17 protein-coding genes and 2 pseudogenes are annotated in these 19,809 nt (G+C 66.9%); 4 read left to right on the plus strand and 15 right to left on the minus strand.

Annotated features, from left to right (window positions below):
- The first annotated feature begins 13 nt into the window (after window positions 1–13).
- A complete protein-coding gene (locus tag N687_RS0107535) occupies window positions 14–721 on the plus strand; it encodes an ABC transporter ATP-binding protein (protein WP_029421275.1) in 708 nt (235 codons plus the stop codon).
- On the opposite strand, the gene N687_RS0107540 is transcribed toward N687_RS0107535, so the two are convergent.
- From N687_RS0107540 to N687_RS0107555, 5 genes and pseudogenes are all read right to left on the minus strand, one after another.
- Window positions 709–2,238 carry an FGGY-family carbohydrate kinase gene (locus N687_RS0107540; RefSeq protein WP_029421276.1) on the minus strand — a complete coding sequence of 510 codons (1,530 nt, stop codon included), beginning with the start codon at window positions 2,236–2,238 and terminating at the stop codon, window positions 709–711. The two genes, N687_RS0107535 and N687_RS0107540, sit on opposite strands and share 13 nt — an antisense overlap.
- Entirely contained in the window at window positions 2,235–3,365 is a 1,131-nt protein-coding gene (locus N687_RS0107545) for a class II fructose-bisphosphate aldolase (protein ID WP_051663036.1), read from the minus strand. Before N687_RS0107545 ends, N687_RS0107540 begins: the two co-directional genes overlap by 4 nt.
- A complete protein-coding gene (locus N687_RS24365) occupies window positions 3,355–3,576 on the minus strand; it encodes a hypothetical protein (RefSeq protein WP_197029231.1) in 222 nt (73 codons plus the stop codon). The genes N687_RS0107545 and N687_RS24365 overlap by 11 nt, the downstream gene beginning before the upstream one ends.
- Before the next feature lie 18 nt (window positions 3,577–3,594).
- Window positions 3,595–4,454, minus strand: a pseudogene (locus N687_RS20825) (2-hydroxyacid dehydrogenase); the annotation flags it as partial.
- 17 nt (window positions 4,455–4,471) lie between these two features.
- Window positions 4,472–5,782: a lactate racemase domain-containing protein gene (locus tag N687_RS0107555; protein WP_029421278.1), complete on the minus strand. Its 1,311-nt coding sequence runs from the start codon at window positions 5,780–5,782 to the stop codon at window positions 4,472–4,474.
- A 246-nt stretch (window positions 5,783–6,028) separates the two neighbouring features.
- Here N687_RS0107555 and N687_RS22040 point away from each other — a divergent pair, with 246 nt between their 5' ends.
- A complete protein-coding gene (locus N687_RS22040; RefSeq protein WP_051663037.1) occupies window positions 6,029–7,768 on the plus strand; it encodes a diguanylate cyclase domain-containing protein in 1,740 nt (579 codons plus the stop codon).
- A gap of 88 nt (window positions 7,769–7,856) precedes the next feature.
- On the opposite strand, the gene N687_RS0107565 is transcribed toward N687_RS22040, so the two are convergent.
- The gene (locus N687_RS0107565; RefSeq protein ID WP_197029233.1) at window positions 7,857–9,011 is read right to left on the minus strand and encodes a benzoate/H(+) symporter BenE family transporter; all 1,155 of its coding nucleotides are present in this window, start codon (window positions 9,009–9,011) and stop codon (window positions 7,857–7,859) included.
- Between the two features lie 65 nt (window positions 9,012–9,076).
- Complete coding sequence (locus N687_RS0107570) at window positions 9,077–9,832, minus strand: SDR family NAD(P)-dependent oxidoreductase (RefSeq protein ID WP_029421281.1); 756 nt, start codon at window positions 9,830–9,832, stop codon at window positions 9,077–9,079.
- A gap of 126 nt (window positions 9,833–9,958) precedes the next feature.
- On the opposite strand from N687_RS0107570, the gene N687_RS0107575 reads away from it, so the two are divergent.
- Entirely contained in the window at window positions 9,959–11,347 is a 1,389-nt protein-coding gene (locus N687_RS0107575; RefSeq protein ID WP_029421282.1) for an FAD-binding oxidoreductase, read from the plus strand.
- Between the two features lie 138 nt (window positions 11,348–11,485).
- On the opposite strand, the gene N687_RS22045 is transcribed toward N687_RS0107575, so the two are convergent.
- The 3 genes from N687_RS22045 to N687_RS0107590 are packed head-to-tail and all read right to left on the minus strand — an operon-like array spanning window position 11,486 to window position 13,182.
- On the minus strand, window positions 11,486–12,043 hold the full coding sequence (locus N687_RS22045) for a CcdC protein domain-containing protein (protein WP_029421283.1): 558 nt from the start codon (window positions 12,041–12,043) through the stop codon (window positions 11,486–11,488).
- A gap of 49 nt (window positions 12,044–12,092) precedes the next feature.
- A complete protein-coding gene (locus N687_RS0107585; protein ID WP_029421284.1) occupies window positions 12,093–12,329 on the minus strand; it encodes a hypothetical protein in 237 nt (78 codons plus the stop codon).
- Between the two features lie 10 nt (window positions 12,330–12,339).
- Complete coding sequence (locus N687_RS0107590) at window positions 12,340–13,182, minus strand: SPFH domain-containing protein (protein WP_029421285.1); 843 nt, start codon at window positions 13,180–13,182, stop codon at window positions 12,340–12,342.
- A gap of 431 nt (window positions 13,183–13,613) precedes the next feature.
- Here N687_RS0107590 and N687_RS25425 point away from each other — a divergent pair.
- A pseudogene (locus N687_RS25425) lies at window positions 13,614–13,790 on the plus strand (DUF3889 domain-containing protein); the annotation flags it as partial.
- Window positions 13,791–13,934: 144 nt separating this feature from the next.
- On the opposite strand, the gene N687_RS0107595 reads toward N687_RS25425, so the two are convergent.
- The 5 genes from N687_RS0107595 to N687_RS0107620 form a co-directional block, all read right to left on the minus strand.
- A complete protein-coding gene (locus N687_RS0107595; protein ID WP_029421286.1) occupies window positions 13,935–14,948 on the minus strand; it encodes an aldo/keto reductase in 1,014 nt (337 codons plus the stop codon).
- 7 nt (window positions 14,949–14,955) lie between these two features.
- A complete protein-coding gene (larA, locus tag N687_RS0107600; RefSeq protein ID WP_029421287.1) occupies window positions 14,956–16,218 on the minus strand; it encodes a nickel-dependent lactate racemase in 1,263 nt (420 codons plus the stop codon).
- An 88-nt stretch (window positions 16,219–16,306) separates the two neighbouring features.
- Window positions 16,307–16,846, minus strand: coding sequence for a gamma carbonic anhydrase family protein (locus N687_RS0107605; RefSeq protein ID WP_029421288.1), 540 nt, complete (start codon window positions 16,844–16,846; stop codon window positions 16,307–16,309).
- 158 nt (window positions 16,847–17,004) lie between these two features.
- The gene (locus N687_RS0107610) at window positions 17,005–18,342 is read right to left on the minus strand and encodes an MFS transporter (RefSeq protein WP_231493589.1); all 1,338 of its coding nucleotides are present in this window, start codon (window positions 18,340–18,342) and stop codon (window positions 17,005–17,007) included.
- Window positions 18,343–18,604: 262 nt separating this feature from the next.
- Complete coding sequence (locus N687_RS0107620) at window positions 18,605–19,780, minus strand: pyridoxal-phosphate-dependent aminotransferase family protein (RefSeq protein ID WP_029421291.1); 1,176 nt, start codon at window positions 19,778–19,780, stop codon at window positions 18,605–18,607.
- Between the last annotated feature and the right edge of the window lie 29 nt (window positions 19,781–19,809).

Here is a 19,809-nt window from a genome sequence, read left to right on the forward strand (position 1 = left end):
GAGGGAGTGCACCGTGAGCTTTTTGGTCCTGGAGAACGTGCATGTGTACTACGGCGGCGTGCATGCCCTCAAAGGGGTCTCCCTGACGGTCGAGCAAGGGGAGATCGTCACCCTCATCGGCGCAAACGGCGCTGGCAAGACGACCACCCTGCGGGCCATCTGCGCCCAGGTCAAGGTCCGCGAAGGGCGCGTAACCTTTCAGGGGCGCGACATCACCAACCAGCCGACGCACGAGGTGGTGTCGCAGGGCATCGGCCACGTGCCCGAAGGACGGCGGATCTTCTCACGGTTGACCGTCAAAGAGAACCTCGACATCGGCGCCTTTTCCGTCCGCGACAAATCCCTCGTCAAGCGGCGACTGGAGCAGGTGTTCGCCTGTTTTCCGCGGCTCAAGGAGCGGCTGAACCAAAAGGCAGGCACCCTCAGCGGCGGCGAGCAGCAGATGCTCGCCATCGGCCGCGCGCTGATGAGCGAACCGTCGCTGCTCCTCTTGGACGAACCGTCCATGGGGCTCGCTCCGGTGGTGGTGGAGCAGATCTTCGACATCCTGAAGGATCTGAACCAGCGCGGAACCACCCTGCTCCTGGTGGAGCAGAACGCCTTTCAGGCCTTGCAACTCGCGCATCGCGGGTACGTGATCCAAAACGGGGAGATCCGCATGACCGACGCCGCGCGCACGCTCCTCGAGAACGAAGAAGTCAAGGCGGCCTACCTCGCGTAGGCCGCCAGCGCGCGGTACACCGCTTCGTGCAGCCGCATTCGATCCCGGTAGAAGGCGTGCCGCCCGGCGTCCGGCTGACGCCGGCGCGGCTCGTCCAATCCACCCATCCGCCTCGCCGCCTCGGCCGCGTCCGAGTAGACCCCGACCGCCGTCCAGGCGAGCGCCGCGGCGCCCAGCGCCGTCGCCTGCTCCAGCCGGCCCGGCACCACCGCACACCCGTAGACGTCCGCCTGGATCTGATTGAACAGCTCGCTTCGGACCATGCCCCCGCTGACGCGCACCTCTGCCAATCGCCCGCCGACGAGTGTCCGCATCACCGCCAGGTTCATCCCGATCTCCATCGCGACGCCCTCGAGCACGGCGCGCGCCAGGTCCTTGCGGGTGTGAGCGAGGGTCAGCCCGTAGACCACCCCCCGCGCCTCCGGGTCCCAGTGGGGTGCCGCGCTGCCCGCGAAGTGCGGCAGCCAGAGCAGGCCCCCTGCCCCCGGTTCCGCCTCGGCCGCTTCGGCGGTGAGCAGGTCGTACGCGTCCGCTCCCGCCGCCTGGGCCGCCTCCACCTCGGCGTGGCCCAGTTGATCACGAAACCAGCGCAAGACCGCCCCCGTCGTGAAGATGCCCGCCTCCAGGATCCACTGTCCCGGCAGAGCGGAGGCGCTGAGGAGCACGCGCCGCGCGGGATCGAACACCGGCTGCGCGACGGGCGCGACCACGAACGATCCGGTCCCCGTCGTCACCTTCACCAGCCCCGGCGCGACCACGCCCAGGCCGACCGCCGCGCACTGCTGATCGCCCCCGGCCATGACCACCGGGGTCCCCGGACGAAGCCCGAACTGTTTCGCGGCCGCCTCGGTGAGCCCGCCTGCCACGGACCCGGTTGGCCGCACGTCCTCCGGCAGCGGCACGGCGGATAGCCCCGCCGCCCGCGCGAGATCCTCGTCCCAGGCCAGGCGGGCCACGTCAAACAGCATCGTCCGCGAGGCCTGGGTGTACTCCGTCGCGAACACCCCGGTCAGGTGATGGACGACCAGGTCGTGCACCGTCACGAACCGGTACGCCGCCCGGTAGATCTCCGGATGCGACTCGGCGAACCACATCAGCTTCGGCAGCGAGAAGTACGGGTCGATGCGCAGCCCCGTCCGACGGTACACCTCCTCCTCCCCGATGACGGCCGCCAACCGTTCGCACTGGGGACGCGTGCGCTTGTCCTGCCACAGCACGGCTGGGGCGAGCGGCTGACCGGCCGCGTCCACCGGCATCACCGTCGCCCGCTGGGAGGTCACCGCCACCGCCGCCACGTCCTCGCCGTCCACCCGGGCGGCGTCCAGCGCCGCGGGCACCGTCCGCGCGACGGCCTCGAGCCATGTGACCGGATCGTGATCGATCACGTTCGGCGCCCGGTGCAGGCTCTGGTACTCCTCGTAGGCGAACCCGCCCACCTGCCCGGCCGCGTCGAACAGCATGGCCCGGGCTCCGGTGGTCCCGATGTCGAGCACCAGCACAAAGCCCCGGCGGGTCACCGCTCCACCGCCTGCCCGCCGGCCGCAGGGCCTCCGGCGGCCCGTTCACGCGGTGTCTCCGGACCAGCCGGCCGGACATCGCTTGTCTGCCCGCTGCCCACGTCCGGCCCCGGCCACAGGAAGCGGTCGATGTACGCCTCCATGACCTCCTGCGCCGCCCCTTCCGCCGCCACGGTCAGCTCCGACAGGTGCGCCTTCGGCCGCTCGGCCACCGTGCTCGCGATGCGCTGCACCGCCGCCAGCGAGATCTCGGTGTTGACGTTCACCTTGGCGACACCGCGCGCGATGGCCGCCTTCAACAGGTCCGCCGGCGTCCCCGAGCCGCCGTGCAGCACCAGCGGCACATCCACCCGTGCCCGGATGGCCTCCAGGCGCGGGAGATCGATGTGCGGCTCGCCCCGGTACAGGCCGTGCACCGTACCGACCGAGACCGCCAGAGCGTCGACGCCGGTGGCCGCGACGAACGCCGCCGCCTGGTCCGGGTCGGTCAACGCTTCCGTACCGTCCGAAAACTCGTGGCTCGCTTCGCCCGCCGCGATCCCGCCCAGTTCCGCCTCCACGCCGGCGCCGCGGGCGTGGGCGGCGTCGACGACCGCCTTCGTGACGCGCACGTTCTCCTCGAAGGGCAGGTGAGAAGCGTCGATCATCACGCTGCTGAACCCGGCCTCGATGGCCTCCAGGCAGTGCTCGGGGGAGGCGGCGTGATCGAGGTGGAGGCCGATGGCGGGGCGCCACAGCGAGGACCCCGGGGTTCGCGCGTCCCCGTCTGCCGCGCCGGCCACCTCGCCTTCGGAGGCGGCCACGCCTTCGCCGGCCGATCCGGCCGCCTCCTCCAAGAGTGCCTGCAGCAGGGCGACCGCCGTGCGCGGCCGCATCAGATGGAAGTACCGCTCGCCGAGCGCCAGGATGACCGGTGCCTTCCGGCGCCGGGCGGCGGCGACGGCCGCCCGGAACGTCGCCAGGTCGTACACGTTGAAGGCCGCCACGGCGTACCCGCCGGCCGCCGCCTGCCGAAGCATCGTGCCGAAGGGGGCGAACCGAGCCGGAACCGAGGACGCGCCTGCCGTCTCCGTCCCAGCGCCCCGTCCGAAGTCCGCGCCCGCCTGGTCCCGCAGGTCACTGGCCATCGCGCGCACCCCGCCCCAGCGCCGCCGCGGCCTCGCGCAGCCACGCCTGCACCTTCGGCCGTTCCAGCACCTCCGGGTTCTTTACAGCCGCCTTGCGGCCCTCGAGCAGGTTCACCACCTCGTTTACCAACAGCTCGGGCGACCGGGTTAGTGCCTCCCGCGTCGTCCCCGCAATGTGCGAGGTGAGCGTGACATTGTCGAGCGCGAGCAAGGGATGCCCCTCCGGGATAGGCTCCACGTCAAACACGTCGAGCGCCGCCCCGCGATCCGCCCCTCTTGCAGGGCCGCCACCAGGGCGTCCGTGTCGACGAGGCCGGAGCGGGCCGTGTTGACGAGGATGGCCGTCGGCTTCATGCGCGCGATCTCCTCCCTGCCCACCAGGTGCCGGCTCTCCGGCGTGAGCCGGGCGTGCAGAGTGATGAAATCCGCCTCGGTGAAGAGGGTGGCCTTGTCGACCGGCCGGGCGCCCAATGCCTCCACGTCTGCCGGATTCACCCACGGATCGAACGCCAGGAGGTTGACGCCGAATCCGGACAGCTTCTTGGCCACCAGGCGGCCGATGTGGCCGAACCCAACGATGCCGACGGTCTTTCCGCGCAGCTCCGGCACGAACGCGGAGTTCGGGAACTGCTTGCGCCACTGCCCGCTCTTGATGGCGGCGTGGGCACGGCCGATGTTGCGCGCCTCGGCGAGCATCAAGCCCACCGCGAAGTCGGACACCGCCTCCGCGTTGCGCCCGAGGACGTTCAGGACCACGATGTCGCGCGCCGTGGCGGCGGCGAGATCGACATTCTCCGTCCCCGCTCGCGCCACCCCGATCAGGCGCAGGTTCGGCAGCGCGTCCATGCCTTCGGCCGAGAACGGGCAGAACAGCCCCAGCACCATCTCGGCGTCCGGGTGCGCGCGAAACGCCTCCGGCACCGGCTCGACGCCAGGTCCCTGCTGCTCCACCACCAGCCGCCGGTGCTGCAGCCGCGGCCAATCCGTCTCCCAGTCGGCGGTCACCCGCTCCGCCGGTCCAAGCGCCTCCGCGGCCTTCGTGAAGTCCGCCCCTGGAATCATCGCGTCGCCGATGCAGATCACTTTCATTGTGTCATCCTCCTCTTTCACGCGCTCTCGAAGGTCAACAGGTTGCCGTCCGCGTCGAACGCCATCTCGGTGAATGGCCCCGCCGCCTCGATGCCCGGCCTGCCCTCGAGGTCTTCCCACACCGCCTCCGACACGTACAGCCACTCCAACTGCAGGGTGCTGGGGATGCGGAGGATCCTCGCCCGCTTCGGCGCCACGCCCCACAGGCAGCGCAGGGCCGCCTGGATGGCATCGCAATCGCAATCGAGGACAATCGGGATGGCCGCCCGCTGCAAAAAGGTGCTGGTGATGACGTTTTCGTTCATCTTCTGGAAATCGATCTTCTCGAGCAACCGCCGCGTCGTCAGGTCAGCCAGCCCGATGCCGAGCGCGTTCCCGTGGGACGCCTCGCTCAGGTCGCGCGCGAAGATGTACTGGATGCGCGGCCGCTCAGGCTCCGGCACGCCGTGAATGCGGATGCGGCCGATGATGTTGGTGTCCATGCCGGTGCCGCTGTAGTTCTTGCCGATCTCGTCGACAATCAGCAGGTCCACATCGTCCACCGGCAGCTTCGGCATCCAGGCGGCCGACTGGCGCAGCAGTTCCGGCTCGCGCTCCGGGATGCGCGCGGGCTCGACGGCCTCAATGTGAGCGGTCTGCTCGAAGGCGTTCTCCAGGATGGCCAAGCCGCACAGGACCTTGCCGGAGGCGAGCACCACCTTCGCCACCTCAGGCATGTGATCGCGGATGCCCGGCACCCCGTACGCGTGGATCTCCAGGGCCTGCCGGTGCTTGCCGAGCCCGATGGCCATCATCTTCATCAAGCCGCTTTCGATCCCGATGGGCGACTTGAAATCGGTATGCAGCTTCACCCGCCCGACCACGACGACGCCATCCGCCCCCGCAGCTTGAGCGTCCATGAAGACGGGCATACCCTGCGGCGTCGTCCCGATCTGCACCACATCCATCGAGGAGCGGATGGGCGCCTCGCAGAAGTCCTCCGTCACGCCGAGGCTCTCCAGTACCTCCCGCTGCCCCTCGGCGGTGGCCCCACCGTGGCTGCCCATCGCCGGGACGATGAACGGCTCGGCCCCCAATTGTTTCAAAGTGCGCACCACCGATTGCAGAATGAGGGGGATGTTGGCGATCCCGCGGCTGCCCGCCGTGATGGCCACCCGCATCCCGGGCCAAACGCGCGGATGTGCCAAGCCCAGCCCGCCGGGCTCCCGCGGCGGAGCGTCCGCAGGGGCCAAAACGCGCAGCAATTCTGCTCGCACGCGGGCGGGGATGTCTTCGACCACGGGTCCTTCGAAATGCTGGCGCACCCGCCGCCACTTCGGAAATTCCATCCGAATCCCTCCTTGTGCGCCGCCTTTGTCCGGAGGCGACAGCATGCTTCGCCGTGGATGGGCACCCGCTGCGCTCCGGAGGCGACGCGTCCATCATAGCGAAATAAGCAAATTCTGTGCCAAATTGGTCAGTTGAGGGGGATGTGCATCATTTGGACTACATCGAAATGCCTCAGAAGGCACTGGCTTCCGCGCGCTCGCTCCTTCAGGATTCCGTATGGAGAGGCGGAGAGGAGGAAACGCACCGTGTGGGTGGTGAACGTCATTCATGCCTGCTGGGTGGCGGCGGGCATCGTCGGATTTCTGGAGGCCGTTTCGCGGCTGCGCCGGTTCCGATGGTTATCTCCACTCGCCATCTGGACATGGGATATATTGGATTCCGCGATCGTGTTCCTGGCGCTGGGTGCATGGGAATGGGCCATTGACGGTCTAAGTGTCACCATCTTGCCCATCACCGCGATGGTCCTCATGGACCTGCATCGACTGGCTGAGCGAAAGCGAGGGCCGGCGACCGCAGTGACGTTGGTCACGCTGGCCGGATGTGTCTCCTTGTGCGCCGCGTGGCCCGGGGCTGCCTGGACCACCAAGATCGCGATGTGCGCTCCCCTGGCGCTGGCCGTTGTTCTCCGGGCGCTGAAGGCCTTTCCCTTGCGGGCCGCCCCGCTCGTCTGGGCCCTGCCAGTGATGGGCGTGTTCCTCCCTCGCCTGAGGATGTCGCTGTTCGACCTGGTCTCTGCGGTCGTCACCACCCTCCTCTTTGCGGCCTATTGCTACGAGCGGCGCAACCGTGAGCGGGTATGGCGGGAGAGCACGCTCGACCCACTGACGCGCTGCCTCAATCGGCGCGGGGCTGACCTGTGGATGCATAAGCACGCCGGCAAGCGGGTGGTGGCCGTGATCATCGACCTGGACGACTTCAAATTCGTCAATGACACCTACGGACACGATGCGGGCGACCGGTTCCTCCAAGAAACCGCCCGCCGTCTGCAGGCCAGCGTGTGTCCGGAGGACGCCGTGATCCGGTGGGGAGGGGACGAGTTCTTGCTGCTGCTTCCGTGTTCTGAGTCTGAGGAGCCGGTGAAGCGACGGGTGCACGACATTCACCATCGTTTGACCGGGTTTCCTGCCGACCTGGGCCGAGGAGGGCAGCCACTCTATCTCCGCGCCAGCGTGGGCGTGGCGGCGGGCCCCTTGAATAAAGCGTTGATACAACGCGCCGACCAAGCCCTGCTCCGCACCAAACGGTCCTCGAAGAATGCAGTCACCGTGTGGCAAGAAGAGACATCGGAAGGCCCTTGGGTGGCAGATGATGTGACCCGCGAGCTTCGTTTTTCCGCCGCGTTTCTGTCCGCGCTCGCTCAGGTCGCCGAATGGGGCATCCCGGGTCTGGCGGACCATGTGGCCCGGGTGCAGGCGTACGTGCGTTGGCTCGCCCGGCTGGCGAGTGCGCGTGGCCTTCTGCCTGAAGAAGAAGTGGAGCCCATCGCGATGGCCAGCGTCGCGCACGACATCGGAAAGGCGGCGATCGCGCGGGAGATCCTCTTGAAACCCGATCGGCTCCACTCGGCGGAATACGCGTACGTGCGCGGCCACACCGAAAGCGGGCGGGACATGCTGGAGCGTGTCATCCAACAGTGGCAACTTGCGCAGGATCCGTCTGCCCGACGGCTGTTCGCCCATGCGCTGGACATCGCCTGGTGCCATCATGAGCGTTGGGATGGAACCGGGTATCCCCGCGGCTTGGCCGGTGCGGACATTCCGCTGGCCGCCCGTCTGACCGCGATCGCCGATGTGCTGGACGCGTTGCTCAGCCGGCGTCCGTACAAAGACCCGTGGCCGGAACAGCAGGTGTTCCATTACTTTCGTGAGCAGCGCGGGCGTCAATTCGACCCGAATTTGGTCGATCTCCTCCTCGAGCACTGGCACGGCCGCCCATTCGTGGAAACGCGGGACGCTGTCGAGGCGGGCATCGGCAGCGCCGACTGAACCGGCGGCATCGGCGGACGGCCGCCAGGCAGATTCGCCGGGCTCGTCCCCATCGGACCCGCGCCCGCTCGCGCCCGCTCGGGCCCGCTTACGGGCGCGGGCCGAGCAGGCGCGCGGTCAGGCACCCGGCGGCGAGCGCCCAGATGGCGGCGCCGATGTGGAACACGGTGACGTTTGACAGCGCGATCGCAAATGTCACCGCGCTCGCCAACAGATGGGATCCCTCGGCGAACGATGCGCGCAGGCTGTTGGCAAACGGGCCGAGGAGAGAGCAGCCGGCCAATAAGGTGAGGAATGCGGACGGAAGGGCGCTGAAGAAGGGGACCACGACGAAAGCGAACAGGCCAAACAGGATCAAAAGCAGCCCGGAGACCATGGATGCGACGTAGCGGGCGGCGGGCGGGCCAGCCGCCTCGTCGGCGCAGATGGCCGTCATCATCCCGGCCACATTGGCGCAGTGGCCACCGAACATGCTCGCGGCGAGGCTGGCGATGCCGCTGCACGCGACCAACGACCGTACGGGCGGTCGGAAGCCGAAGCTGGTCAGCGCGCCCAGTCCGGGCGTGATGTCGTTGCCCAGGATCAAAAGTGCCAAGGGCAAGGCCACCGCGTACAGGCCAGGGAGGGTAAAGGCCGGCACCTGCGCGTGCGGCCATAGCCAGCCCGAGCCGTGCCCCAGCGTGATGCCGTGCGTGCACACGAGCGCCGCGAAACCGCCCACCACCGCCCCCGCGACCGGGGGCACCCGGCCTGCCCATCGGGCGGCCGCCAGGTAGCCCGCGAACGTGCAGGCGGCGATCAACGGCAGGGCGCGCGCGGCGACGGCCAGGTTGGCGACGTAGGGCGCGATGAGACCCGCCAACATGGCGGAGACGACGGGCCCCGGCACCCAGGCGAGCAGCCGTGCGTAGACCCCCGTCACGCCAAGCAGCAGGATGAGGAGCGCCGACATGACGTAGCCGCCCACCAATTGCGGAAAGGTGAAGTGACTCGCCACCCCCGCCAGGTAGGCGACCCCCGTCAGCGAATGCGCCCCCGTCACCGGGATCCGGTAGCGCAGTGGCATCACGATACTGAACAGGCCGCCCGCCGCATAGGCCGCGAACACCCAAGACACCGTCTGCCGCGGTGTGAAGCCGGCGGCCGTGGCCGCCTGCAGCAACAGCAACACCGGCCCGGTCATCGCCAACAGCGCAGACACCACGCCGGCCGCCACATTGGCGGCGTTGACGTCACGCCACAAGCTGCGCCACCCCGGCACCGATGGCCACCGGCCGGCGGAAGCCGCGGTCATACCCGCGCGGGCCATCAGCTCATCAGCTGGCCGCCGTTGACCTCGATGATCTCGCCCGTGATGTAGCGCGCGTGCGGCGAGGCGAGAAAGAGGATGGCGCCCACCGACTCCTCCGGCGTACCGGCGCGCCCCAAGGGGATCTGGCGGACCATCGCCTCGTACGCGTCGCGCGGCGTGAAGCGCTCGTGAAAGGGCGTGTCAATCACCCCCGGGGCGATGGCGTTCACCAGGATTCCGTACTCCGCCAGGTCCTTCGCCAGCGCCCGCGTCAGGTTGCTCACCCCCGCCTTCGCCGTCGCGTAGGCGATGCTGCCCGGGCCGCCGCCGTTGCGCGCCGCCACCGACGTGACGTTGATGACGCGCCCCCGGCTCGTCTTCAGCATCGGCAGCGCCGCCCGCGTCACCAGGTAGACGGACTTCAGGTTGACGTCCATCACCCGATCCCACAAATCTTCTTCCAACTCTTCCAATCTCGCCCGCCGGATCAGCGCGCCGGCGTTGTTGACTAGCACGTCGAGCCGGCCGAAGTGATCGCGCACCTGCGCCACCATTTCCGCCACCTGCGTGCCGTCCGCCACGTCCCCGGCCACCGCCAGGCTCCGCCTTCCCATGCGTTCGATCTCGCCGGCCAACGCCTGCGCGGCCTCGCGGTTCTCGTTGCCGTGCACGACCACGTCGGCGCCGTGCTCGGCGAAGGCCAGCGCCGCAGCCCGGCCAATGCCCGTGCTGCTGCCGGTCACCCACACCACCTGTCCCGTGAACGTGTACATGCGCTCGCCCTCCTCGCAGATTCCGTCGTCAAACTTTTCTGCTGCGCTATAATGATACATGCATACGCAGTCTCGGGAAAGCATCGCGAGCGTAACCAGAAACGATCAGACGATGGAGGCGTTGGCATGTCGACACCCATCCCCACCCTGACGGAAGATCTCGCGCGTTTGCTCAGCCCCGGGCAGGTGTCCGCGGGGGAGAGCATTCTCGAACAGCACAGCCACGATGAATCCTACCACCGCGGCGGACGGCCGGACGTGGTGGTGTTCCCCGAGTCCACCGAGGACGTGGTGAAGGTGGTCCGGTACGCGGCCGAACACCGGATCCCGGTGGTCCCGTTTGGCACGGGCACCGGCCTCGAAGGCCACGTCGTCCCGGTGCGCGGCGGCATCAGCATCGATCTGACGCGCATGAACCGCATCCTCGAGGTGCGTCCGGACGATTTCCTCGTGCGCGTTCAACCCGGCGTCACCAAGAACCAGCTCAACGACGCGCTGAAACGGTACGGCCTGTTCTTCCCGGTCGATCCCGGTTCCGACGCATCCCTGGGCGGTATGGCGGCGACCAACGCCAGCGGCACCACCACCGTCCGCTACGGCGCGATGCGCGACAACGTCCGCGCCTTGCAGGTCGTGCTCCCGGACGGCCAGGTGATCCAGACCGCCTCGCTCGCCGCAAAATCCTCCTCCGGCTACAACCTGACCGCCCTGTTCGTCGGGTCCGAAGGCACGCTCGGCGTGATCACCGAACTGTGGCTGAAGGTGTACGGCATCCCGGAGAAGACCATCGCCGCCCGCGCCCAGTTCCGCGACTTCCAATCGTGTGTGAACGCCGCCACCGCCATTGTCGGCGCCGGCATCCCGGTCGCGCGCATCGAGCTGCTCAGCCAGGAGTTCGTCACCGCGTTCAACAAGTATAAAGGCGTCGACTTTCCGGTCGTGCCGACGCTGCTTATCGAATTCCGGGGCAGCGAGCAGGGCGTGCAGATCGACGTCGAGTTGGCACAGGAGATCGCCCGCGAGGAAGGGTGCCTGTCGTTCGACTTCGTGATCGACGAAGAGGCGCGCCACGAGATGTGGGAGATGCGCCACAACGCCCTGTACGCCTTCATGCACCAGTTTCCGGGGTTCGGGCACATGTCGACGGACGTGTGCGTTCCGCTCTCGAAGCTGCCCGACGCGTGCACCTTCGCCCAACGCCGTCTGAAAGAGACCGGCGTCCGCGGAGCCATCGTCGGCCACGTCGGCGACGGAAACTTCCACGTCAGCATCGCCATCGACACGAACGATCCGGCCGACGTCCAGCGGGTGCACGCGTTCAACGAGGAGGTGGTGCACTACGCGCTCCAGCTCGGCGGCACCTGCACCGGTGAGCACGGCGTCGGCCTCGGCAAGATGAAGTACCAGGAGCTCGAGCACGGCCCCGCCCTTGCCGTGATGCGCGCCATCAAGGCGGCCATCGACCCGCAGCACATCATGAACCCGGGCAAGCTGATTGACGAGGTCACCCACTGATCCGGGCCGCCCGGCTGCAAACGGCGCCCCCTGGGGACTTCTGCACGCAACCCCCAGGGGCCGCACGGCACCCGGATGGTCGCCCGTGCGGGTGCCGGCCAGCTGCCCGTTCGGATGCCGGCGAGCCGTACACGCGGATCAGCCGGTTTCAGTGTCCTCGTCCGGCCGGGGCCCGCGCTTGGCCATCACGAGAAAGTACAGGGCGTAATAGGCCACCAGAACGAACATGGCACCGGCCGTCCACGGGTCGGCGGTGTACGCCGCCGCAGCGGACGAATGCGCTCCGCCCGCCGGCACTGGCCCTCCCGCCGCCGTGCCCAGCCCGTTCCACAGGGCCTTCGCGGCGGCCAAGCGATACGCGAGGCGCGCGAGAAACAGCAGGATCACCAGGGCGCCGATGGCCCCGTGCGGTCGGTAGTACCAGCCGTCTTCCCGTCGTTCGTACCGGGTGTTGCGCAGCGCCACCCAGGCCAAGGCCGCACCGGCGGCCACACCGGCCGCGTCCCACCAGGCGATGGCAGGATGATACAGCGTGCTCACCAACAACAGCACGCCGATCACGACGAACAGGCTCCCCCGCACCGCCAACCGCCGTTTGACCAGGGGTTGCCAGCGCAAGGTGCGCCGCACGCGGCGGTACACGCTCCACACGATGAGGGCCGCCACGGCGACCAGGGCTTCCGTGTGATGAGACATGGACTCCTCTCCTTCACGTCACGTCGTTCTTCACAAGTCCTGCGGCGTATCACGAGTCGCGCGGCGACGGCGGTGGTTCCGTGCGCCCGTTTCGCGGTGGTTCCTCCCGCACTTCCCGGGGCGGCTCCAGATTCGCCGCTTTGCCCAGGCGCCCCGCCCGGCGTGCCGCGTCGCGGAGCAGGTATTCGATGTGCGCGTTCACGCTGCGCAATTCGTCCGCAGCCCACCGCTCGAGGATGGCGTACAACTCCGGGTCCAACCGCAGTGGATACTGCTTCTTCGCCATGACGCGGGCCTCAGTACAGAGATCCCGTGTTGATGACCGGCGACGCCGCCCGGTCCGACGTGATGGCCACCAACAAATTGTTCACCATATTTGCCTTGCGCTCCTCGTCCAACTCGACGAACCGTTCCTTCTCAAGCTGGCGAATGGCCGCCTGCACCATCGTCACCGCTCCCTCCACGATGCGCTCCCGGGCCGCCACAATCGCTTCAGCCTGTTGGCGCTGCAGCATGGCACTGGCAATCTCAGGCGCGTACGCGAGATGCGTCAATCGCGCCTCCAGCACCTCCACGCCTGCGACCTTCAACCGCTCTTCGAGTTCGCGGACCAGCTCGCCGGCCACCTCCTCGGGGTTGGCGCGCAGAGACAACTCTTCGGATTTGTAGGTGTCGTAAGGGTACCGGCTTGCGACGTGCCGAAGCGCCGTCTCGCTCTGGATTTCGACGAACTGCTCGTAGTTTTCCACATCAAACAGCGCCTTGGCCGAGTCGATCACGCGGAACACCACCACCGCCGCAATCTCGACCGGATTCCCCCGCACATCGTTGACCTTCAGCTTGGCGCTGTTGAAATTGCGCACCCGAAGCGACACCTTGCGCCGCCGGGTGAACGGCACCGTGATCCACAGTCCGCTCTCTCTCACGCTGCCGAGATAGGTGCCGAACAGCACCACCGCCACGGCCTGGTTGGGCTGCACGACAAACACGCCGGAGACCAACACCACGGCCAGGAACCAGAAGACGATGGCTGGGATGGGATTTCCCCTCGAAAATTGCAAGACGCCCCCGAAAAGCAACAAGACAATCAGCAACACGCCGAAGTAACCGTTGAGCAACCATGTGCGACGCTCGCTCATCCTTCATCCTCCGTTCACGGTTGATACCAATATGATATCACATTCATATCCACCTGCGCAGTCGTGGCGCCCGGAAGCGATCACGCTGGAAGCGACAACCCCGGAAGGGATCCTTGTGGTGCGAGAAGAAGATGTCGGGGGCCGGTGGGTGGGTTGTGTCGGCGGACGCCGGTGGGCGTTGCTGGCGGCATGGCGCGTAACATCAGATTTGTGGTTATGGTAGAGGGCGGCCGGATCGATAGCAACGGTTCTCTATTTACCGAGGCCGCGGCTGCCAGAAATACCGTCGGTTTCGTGCTTATCTGCCGTCCCGGTTGCTCCGGCCGCACCTGTTAAACACATTTTCATTCCTTACATCCCATACGGGGCGGCGGATAACCACGTTCTTGCATTTAAGATCCCGCGGGGTTGCACCGATAAGTCGAATTCGGTTGCAAACCCCCGAGCGAGTCCCTCGTTCCCCCGCTGGGGCGGGCGGCGTCATCGTCGACTACCTGCACGTCGGGCGGCGCAACCTGTCGGCCACGCAGGCGCAGACGACGTTCACGCTGTGGTTGCAGCAAGGAAAGCAAGAGTCCGGCGTGCACGTGACCACCACGTCCAATTCGAAGACCTCGAAGACCCAACGCGCCCTACGCACCGACCTGCGCAGGACGGCGCGGTCAGCCGAGGCCCCCGCCCGTGCCGGGCGTACCCACAGAACCAAACGGGCGCCCCTTCAGGGCGCCCGTTCCATGCCAGGGATTGCGCACTCAGCGCGCCTCGCGCCGGCGCGGCAGCGAGAACCACAGTTGGTCGAGCCAGGCCAACTCCTCCTCCGTCAACGGCTGCGTCTGGGCTACCTCTGCCGCGCGCAGAGAGGCATCCAGCTGCTCCGGCTTGCTCGCGCCGATGATGGCCGACGTGATCCCCGGCTGCTGGATGACCCACTGCACCGCCGTCGTCGCCATGTCCCGATCCCGCTCCCGGCACCACGCCCGGTACCGCTCCACTGCGGCGAACACCGCGTCATTCCAATAGCGGGTCTGGTACATTTGGCCCGCGTTGGTCACCCCGCCGAGGGCGAACCGGGTCCCCGGCTCCACGTCCTGTCCCGGCCGGTAGCGCCCCGTCAACATCCCGCCGGCCAGCGGGTTGTAGGTGATGAGTCCGATCCCCTCGCTCTGGCACAGCGGCACCAGTTCCTCCTCAATCATGCGGAACAAAAGATTGTAACGAGGCTGGACGCTGGCAATGGGATTCCAGTGAAACCGCGCCGCCAGACCCATGGCCTTGGCCACCTGCCAAGCGCGCCAGTTGGACACACCGATGTAGCGCACCTTACCCGCGCGCACCAGGTCATCGAACGCCTGCAGGGTCTCTTCCATGGGGACCGTCGGATCGAATTGGTGGGCCTGATAGAGGTCCAGGTAATCCGTGCCGAGCCGGCGCAGGCTGGCGTCGATGGCGTCCAGGATGTGCTTGCGGGAAAGCCCTCTGTCGTTCGGGCCTGGTCCCATCGCCCCGTGGCACTTCGAGGCGAGCACGACCTTATCCCGCTTGCCCTTGAGCCACCGCCCGATGATCTCCTCTGTCCTCCCGAGCTGCTCGTAGGTGCCGCCGAGCGGATACATGTCGGCGGTGTCGATGAAGTACACGCCGGCGTCGAAAGCCTTGTCGAGAATGGCGTGAGACGTTTTCTCGTCCGCCTGGTTGCCGAAGGTCATCGTCCCCAGGCACAGGCTGGGTACGCGCAGGCCGGTGCGGCCGAGGTGTCGGATCTCCATGAATCTATCACTCCTCCACATAGGGGATGGTCAAAGGTCCCAGCGGCAACACGGCAACCGTCATGTCCGGGCCGTATTTCCCCCGCAATTCGGCGAGGGTGGCCTCGATGTCGTGCGTCGGTTTGAGCATCGCCGCCCGCACGTCCTCATCCGGCAGGGACGAGTATACGTACACGTCCGCCCATGTCTGGATGACGGCCTGCTTCTGCACCTGCCACTGGTCGAACATCTGGAACGACGGGTCTTCGATCATCTCCAAAAGTTCCTGCGGCGTCCGCCGCATTCGCAAGATCTTCGCGTAGTTGCCGTGGTCGGGCAGCCCGTCCGAGCACTCGCTGGCGCAGATGATGGTTCCGCCCCGCTTGACGATCTTGTGCGCCGCGCTCATGCCCTTGACCGCCTGGTACAGATTCTGGTCCAGGGGATAGCCGGAGTTGGACGTGATCACCACGTCGAACCGGTGCGGACAGCGGATCATCGCGTGCTCCTTGGCGAACCGGCAGCCCGCCTCGTGGGCGGCCGCGAGATCGCCCGCGAACACCGCTGTGATCTCCTTGTCCCGGTTGAGCGTGACATTCAGGATGAAATCGGGCGGGCACAGGGCGTTGACCTCGCGCGCCATCTCCTGCAACGGGTTGCCCTCCATCTGCCCCCAGGTGGCCAGGGGATGGCCGATCATGCGGGCATTGTGAAAGGTGAGAATCGTCTCGATCCCCGCGATCCCCGGCATGATACCCTTCGGGCCGCCGGAGAAGCCGGCGAAGAAGTGCGGCTCGATGAATCCGGTGACAATGCGGAAATCCGCCTCGACGTACGCCCGGTTGAGGTACACGTCGCAGCCGAACCGGCTGTGCCCCACCTTCACCAGCTCGTCCCGGTTGTGACAGTGGTGGTTGATGACTTCGACGTGATCGACCACCCACTCGCCGAGCATCTGGATGAACTCCTCCCGCGTCTGGTCGCGGTGCGTCCCCGTTCCGTTGATGATCACGATGTTCTCCAAGGGCACGTGGGACAGCTCCTCCAACAGCCACGGCACCAGCTTGTGGTTCGGCGTCGGCCGGGTGATGTCGGAGATGACGATGGCCACGCGGTCGGTCGGTTTGACCCGCTCCCGCAGCGGGGCGCTGCCGATAGGCTGGCGCAGCGCCGCCATCACCGCCGCCTTGTCATCCGGCAGCGCAGGCAGGTGCTTGGGCTCCACCACCAGAGCGTCGTCCGGCACCTCGATGGTCAAGCCACCCCGCCCGTACAGTAAGGTGGTCTGCATGCGGCTCACCTCCTCCTCGGTGACACCGTCTATCTTACCGCGAACCACACTGGATTGCTCGCCCAGGGCCCACGTGGTCCCGCTCTCCTCATGCCTGCAATCCCGGTGCCAGACCGTTGATCCCGTGGCGCATGTAGCGCCGGCTCTGTTTCGCGTAGTGCTCCGCCCCGGCCCGCACGCGCACGAGGTCCTCCTCGGTGAGTGCGCGCACCACCCGCCCGGGGCTGCCCAACACCAGCACCCGCGGCGGGATCTTTTTCCCCTCGGGGATGAGCGCCCCCGCCCCAATCAGCGCCTCCTCCCCGATCTCCGCGTGGTTGAGGACGATGGCGCCCATCCCGATCAGCGCGCCGTCGCCGATGGTGCAACCGTGCAGGATGACGTTGTGCCCGACCGTCACGCGGTTCCCGATCCGCATCGGCGCGTCCGCGTCGACGTGCAGCACGCATCCGTCCTGAATGTTTGTCTGCTCGCCGATGACGATGGGCGCGTTGTCCCCGCGGATGACCGTGTTGAACCACACACTCGACTCCCGTCCAATCTGCACGTCCCCGCTGATGTGCACGCCGGGTGCGATGTACGCCGTCTCGTCTATCCTCGGCTCCGTATTCTCCAACCGGTACCGCATGTCCGTCGCCTCCTTCATGATGACTGGGATGAGCCCCCCATCCGCCGCACTGGTGATGCAGCAGGAAGGCTGGGTAGAGCCCGCAAGGGGCACGGCCACCCAGCCATCCCAGGTTTCTACTAGAATACCCAATCTTCCAACTTTGGTGCAACGATCAATCATACGGTTCCGGCCGCGGTCGCCGCGTCGGAAGCCGGGGGACGGGAGCCGATGACGGACCGCTCCGGATCGAGCAAGAACAGCCAAATGCACGCGCCAATGATGAGGACCACAGCCTCCACGTAGAAGGGCGCTGTCCATGAACCCCCTTGGACCAGGGCGCCGAAGATAATCGGAGACACCACACCGGCCAAGTTGCCGCCCATGTTCATCATCCCGGAGACGGTGCCCGAGTACTCGCCGCCCACGTCCATCGGAACGCACCACTGCGGACCGATCATGCCTTCGAGGAAGAACAGGGACACCGCCAAGCAGGCGACCGCCACGTACGGATTGGCCGTCACCGCAGCCGGGATCAAGGCGACGGCCGACACGGCCAGCGCGGGCACCGCGACCACCTTGCGCGCGAAGCGCGCGTTGCGGGTGCGCCGGTAGAGGCGGTCGGTGATCACCCCGCCCAAGGTGTCCCCAATGACGCCGGCCAGCAAGGGAATGGAAGCGAATAAGCCCACTTTCAACAGCGTGAAGTGGCGGTACTCCTGCAAGTAGGTGGGCAACCAGGTCGCGTAGAAGTAGAACGCGTAGTTGTAGCAGAAGTACGCCATCATGACGAACCACATGTTCCCGGACGACAGCAGTTTTCGCCAGGGCACCTGCGGTTTCTTCTTGGTGTCCACCGGCGGAATGATGTTCCCTTGCTCATCCACGCCGCGGATGTACGCCAACTCCGCCTGGTTCACCCACCGGTGCTCCTCCGGGATATTGCGGTACACGCAGAAGAACAGGACCGCCCACAGAATCCCCAACACGCCGAACGAGTAAAACACGGCTCGCCACCCGTAATGCAGGATGATGGGAGCCGCGATGGGCGGTACGATGGCGGCGCCAAACCGGCTGCAACTGTGCGTGAAGCCCTGGACAAACCCGCGTTCCTGCTTGCGGAACCAAAGCTGCATCGCGCGCGTGGCGGTGGGGAATGCGCCCGCCTCCCCCAAACCGAAGAGGAATCGGATCACGATGAATGCGGCATATGTGGCCGCCTGCGCCGTGGCGATGGTGAAAATCGACCACCAGGTCACGATGGACGTCAGAACACGCCGCGGCCCGAACCTGTCGCCCAACCATCCGCCGGGCACCTGTCCGATCGCGTACGCCCACACGAACGCGCTGAAGATGACCCCCATCTGCACCTTGCTAAAACCGATTTCCTTGCTGATGGAGGGGGCCGCGACGGAAATGTTGGTTCTGTCCAAGTAGGTGACGAGGTACATCAGACAAATGACACCGAGGATCACCCATCGGAAGCGCGTTCTCCGCGCTACCTGCTGTACAGACATCACGCATCGGCCTCCCCTATCTGAAATGCCGTGTACTGATCTTTCCACCGAACACCGTCAGTTTCCAATCTTCCGTATTTTATTTGCCAGCGGCCACCCGGCTGGTCCCCATCCCATCCACCGCCCTCGGCGGCGCCCGGATCCCCATCCAGTTCATCCGCACACCTCCCCCGTCCTGTGAACGCTTCCATCGAGACTGTCCCGTTTCATCTGACGGTCCGGCAGACGGTCCGGTCGACGGCCGGGTCCACGGCCCGGTGCTTCAGCACTCGGGCCGCTCCAGCCACGCCGCCTCGGCCGCGCGCACGCCCGCGCCGAGCTCTACCTGGCGTCCGATGTACCGCAGCGCTAACTCCAGGACGCCGAGCATCTTCAGCACGTCTCCCGCGTCCGTGTAGCCCATGTGACCGAGGCGGAGCAGCTTGCCCTTCAATTTTCCAAGGCCGCCGCCGACGGCCACGTGGAACGTCTCGCGCAGCACCTTGCGGAACGCGTCCGCATCCATCCCCGCATCGTCCCACACCACCGACGTCAGGGTCGGGCTGGCGTGGGCATCCTCCACGAGCAGCGGCAACCCGAGCGCCCGAACGCCCGCGCGAGTCATGTCGCGCAGCGCTGCATGCCGCCGGTAGGACGCCTCCATGCCGCCCGCAGCCTCCATCATCCGGCAAGACTCCAGGAGGCCGTTCACCAGCGCGATGTTCGGCGTGTACGGGGTGTGCCCCTGCGGCAGCAGTGCCCGGTACTTCTTGAGATCCAGATAAAACGACGGGCACTTGTGCCGCTCCATCACCCGCCACGCCTTCTCGCCCACCGCCACCAAGGAGATACCGGGCGGCAGCATCAGCGCCTTCTGGCCTCCCGTCGCGACCACGTCAATGCCCCATTCGTCCATGTACAACGGCGTCCCGGCCAGAGAGCTGACCGCGTCGACGACGAACACCGCCTCTGTCTCCTGCACGATGGCCGCCAGCTCCCGGACCGGGTTGATGGCACCCGTGGACGTCTCGCAGTGCGTGGCGAACACCGCCTTGACCTCCGGATGCTGGCGCAGGACGGCGCGAAGGGCGTCGGGATCGACCACTTGGCCCCACTCGGCCTTCACCTGCAACACCTCGGCCCCGATGTGCGCGGCGATGTCCACCAAATAGTCGCCGAAGTAACCGATGTTGCAGATGACGATGGTGTCCCCGGGACCCACCAGGTTGACCATCGCGGTCTCGAGAGCCGACGCGCCGCTCCCGCACAGGATGTACACGTCCGATTGCGTCTGGAAAACGGGCTTGACCGCTCGCTCGGCCGCCAGCAGCACCTCCTGGAAGGCGCCCGTGCGGTAGTCCATCATCGGGTGATCGAACGAGCGCAGGATGGTCCGCTGGATCTCGCGCGGCACCTGGACGGGGCCAGGCAGGCGCAGGTCCATCTTCTCCGAGAACAACAGCCTCTCCCCCTCTATCTCCGGCTTCC

Source organism: Alicyclobacillus macrosporangiidus CPP55 (genome assembly GCF_000702485.1).
Lineage (GTDB): Bacteria > Bacillota > Bacilli > Alicyclobacillales > Alicyclobacillaceae > Alicyclobacillus_H > Alicyclobacillus_H macrosporangiidus_B.